We start from the raw sequence: 2,831 nt of genomic DNA, 5'->3' as shown, positions 1-2,831 counted from the left end.
GCGCGGCGGGCGAGCAGGGCCACGGCCTCGCGGACGTAGCGCCAGGCCGTGGAGGTGCCGATGGCGAACCCGGCGGCGATCTCGGCGAAGGTCTCCCCTTTTCGCAGGTGAACCAGCACCAGCAGGGCCTGCCGGCCAGGGCTGAGACGACGCTTGGTCGATCTGATCGCCCGGCGGTGCCGGCGGAGGATCCCGGCCAGGTAGTTCAGCGTCTGGGATGACAACGGCAGCGCGGCACGGTAGAACAGCATGCGAGCCTCTGGTGATGGTTGATCTTGGTCGACAACCCTTCTACCAGAGGCTTCTTTACTTCTCGATCAAGACAACGGATCTGTCGCCACCCTGTGACCTGCGGCATCACGGTGAAATGGGCTCACTGGCCCCGAACCCTCAAGAGGTCCGGATCCAGCTCGAGCAAACTTTCGTCGAAACGGACGGGGCGCCACCCGTATAGGCCGGCGGCGCCTTTCCCCTTGAGCTTCCAGGCGAACCGGTGGTATTTCTTCGCCGGGATGGTCCGATAGGGAATTCCGTGGTGGAAGTATTGCGTCGTGCGGGTTTCCCCGTCCATTGACCAGGTTATCTCGGGTACCCATGTGCAGTCACATTCGGCGGTGGCGGCGATGATGTCGATGTCCAGTCCGCCTTCGCCCACGACTTGCGGGAACTTTTCCTTGGAGTTCTTGTCCGGGACGACGGGCACGAGGGGGAGGTCGCCGTCGAGAACGGCATGAGCCGTGACTGTCTCCGGCTCGCCTCCGCATTGTCCGTTGTTCAGCGCGACGACCGACGCCTCACCCGTTCGGGGCGCGGGAGCTCGGCGCAGGATCCGGAGCGACACCTTCTCGATGCGGACCGTCTTACCCTCCGACGGAGACACCATCAGGACGACCCTCGTGTAATTCGCATCGCCGGTGTACCGGTTCCGCTTCCATTCCTCTGGTTCCGCTCCGATCTCCGTCGCCGGAGGCTCGCCGAGCGCCTCCGGCGATCTCAGTACGGTCCACACCGTCCATGGGCAGAGCGGGAAGTTCTGGAGGACCTGCACCCCGCTGGCCTCGGCCCGCTCCTGCGCCTTCGGGTCCGCCGATGCCTGCCTGGCGGGTTTCTGGACCTCGACCCTTATCGCGGGGCCACCGGACAGGCGATCGGCGACCCATGAGAAGCCACCTTGAATCCAGGTGACCAGCACGGCGACGATGACGGGGAATGCGATCAACGTGGCAAGGACATTTCGGTCTCTCCACGGAGGTGAATTGCCTCGCCCATGGGAGCCCTGGCCACGCTTTCCCTTTCGCGCCGCCGGCCCGTTCTCCTTGGACGCGCTCATGGAACACCTGCTTCCCGAGGTGTGGTCAAGGGAACACTAGAATCTTCCGCTCCAAAGTGGAAGTAAAGGGCACTTTGTAACTGATTCTCTCTCATGGTTCCCCCCGGGATGGGCGTTTGTTCGCCGAGCAACATCGTAATCACAAGCTCATGATTCGTCCACACGTTCCCCACTACATATAGCCAAGAGTGCGACCTTGAGCCCTACATGTGGTAGCCAGAACGGTCTTTGATCTTTGGCGTCAGCCGTCGCTGTGGGGTGGTTCATCTCCTCGTCGGGCAGGCGTAGCCATGCCGGGCCGGTTGCCCGGGGTCATGTCGTCCTTGGCGTGTTCCAGGTGTCCCGGTTCAAGTGCTTGGCGGCATTGCCGATGCCTGGGAAGGTGCTGCCGACTTTCAAGCCGTTTAGTTGCGATCGAAGAACGTAGGCGGTGAGGGATCGGGCAGTGCACCTCGCTTCTCATGACCAGATCCTCAGCTTGGGATGCCAGCTCAGCCTGACTGCCTGACCGGTGAGGAGGGGGTCCGCGAAGGCTGTGACCACTGTTACGACGTGGGAGAACTGGTCGGGGTAGCCGCTTGCGGCAGTTCCTTGCCGACGTCGCCAGGCGGCGTAGGACGATTGGCGGCGTTCTCCGAGATCGGTGATCGAGGAGGTGAGCGGCCGCAGTGGGATGTCACGATGCTTGGCGGTCGCGGTCAATGCCGCGGTGAGCTCGCGACCGTCGAGCGCGTGGAGGGTAGCGAGGCGGTACAGGTCTGCGTAGTCGCGCTCTCTGGTGTTGAGGTCGCCGAGCGAGATAGCGGTGGCAAGCTTCTCTGCGATGACTGTGGCGAGAGGGTATCCGAAGATCTGGAAGCTGTCTGCGGAGAGGTGCTGTGGATAGTCGATGATCTGCGGTTCGGGAGTGACGGGATCGCCGAAGCTGACATCGAGCTGGAGTTTGAGGCGTGCACGGGCGATTGTCGCGGTCATGGTCAAGCGCAGCCCGTTGTACTCCTCGTCCGCGCGGATCGGGATGGTTTTGAGGGTGCCGGGATCGAACTCGACGCCGTCCTCGACCTTGGTGGCAGCGATGATCGCGATTCTCCGGATGATTTCGGCTTCGTCATTGGGAAATGCGCGTCCCAAGATGTCGATGTCACGCGTCATCCGGCGCGCGCCGAACTGGGCAAGGAGGAGGCCACCTTTGAGGATGAAGTGCCGTCCACCTTAGGGGGAGAGGCCCACCCGGTAGAGGAAGCGTTCGAGCACGTACTCGACCATGATCTCATCGGTGGATCGTCCGGTACGGCGTGCCAGGTTGCGCAGGTCGTTGTAGACGCGGCCGGCGATGGTGTCGCGTGTCGGATTCGGCATCAGGCGAGCACCGCCTCGATGGCGGGACGGATGGCCGACAGCGCACCCAGCTCGTTGGCGATTTCCTGGAGGTCTCGGACCCCGCTGCCCTCCCTGCCAAAATGGACAGAGGTAGCAAACAGGCATAAAACTCTGTGCTGAG

General features: G+C 62.9%; 4 protein-coding genes. All 4 read right to left on the bottom strand.

Annotation, left to right across the window (positions count from 1 at the left end; genetic code table 11):
- The coding region (locus tag AB0O34_RS36590) for a transposase family protein (protein WP_363923562.1) at positions 1-251 on the bottom strand (251 nt) is incomplete at its 3' end.
- A 122-nt stretch (positions 252-373) separates the two neighbouring features.
- Positions 374-1,219: a hypothetical protein gene (locus AB0O34_RS36585; protein ID WP_363923560.1), complete on the bottom strand. Its 846-nt coding sequence runs from the start codon at positions 1,217-1,219 to the stop codon at positions 374-376.
- 570 nt (positions 1,220-1,789) lie between these two features.
- On the bottom strand, positions 1,790-2,527 hold the full coding sequence (locus AB0O34_RS36580) for a nucleotidyl transferase AbiEii/AbiGii toxin family protein (RefSeq protein WP_363923564.1): 738 nt from the start codon (positions 2,525-2,527) through the stop codon (positions 1,790-1,792).
- A 15-nt stretch (positions 2,528-2,542) separates the two neighbouring features.
- On the bottom strand, positions 2,543-2,689 hold the full coding sequence (locus AB0O34_RS36575; protein ID WP_363923558.1) for a hypothetical protein: 147 nt from the start codon (positions 2,687-2,689) through the stop codon (positions 2,543-2,545).
- Positions 2,690-2,831: the final 142 nt, after the last annotated feature.

It is taken from the genome of Sphaerisporangium sp. NPDC088356 (genome assembly GCF_040685555.1).
Taxonomy (GTDB): Bacteria; Actinomycetota; Actinomycetes; order Streptosporangiales; family Streptosporangiaceae; genus Sphaerisporangium.
This window is presented reverse-complemented; position numbering and strand designations above follow the sequence as displayed.

Bases quoted from the DNA above. Each gene is read 5' to 3' on its own strand.
- AB0O34_RS36575 (WP_363923558.1), bottom strand. From the start codon at position 2,689: ATGCCGAATCCGACACGCGACACCATCGCCGGCCGCGTCTACAACGAC.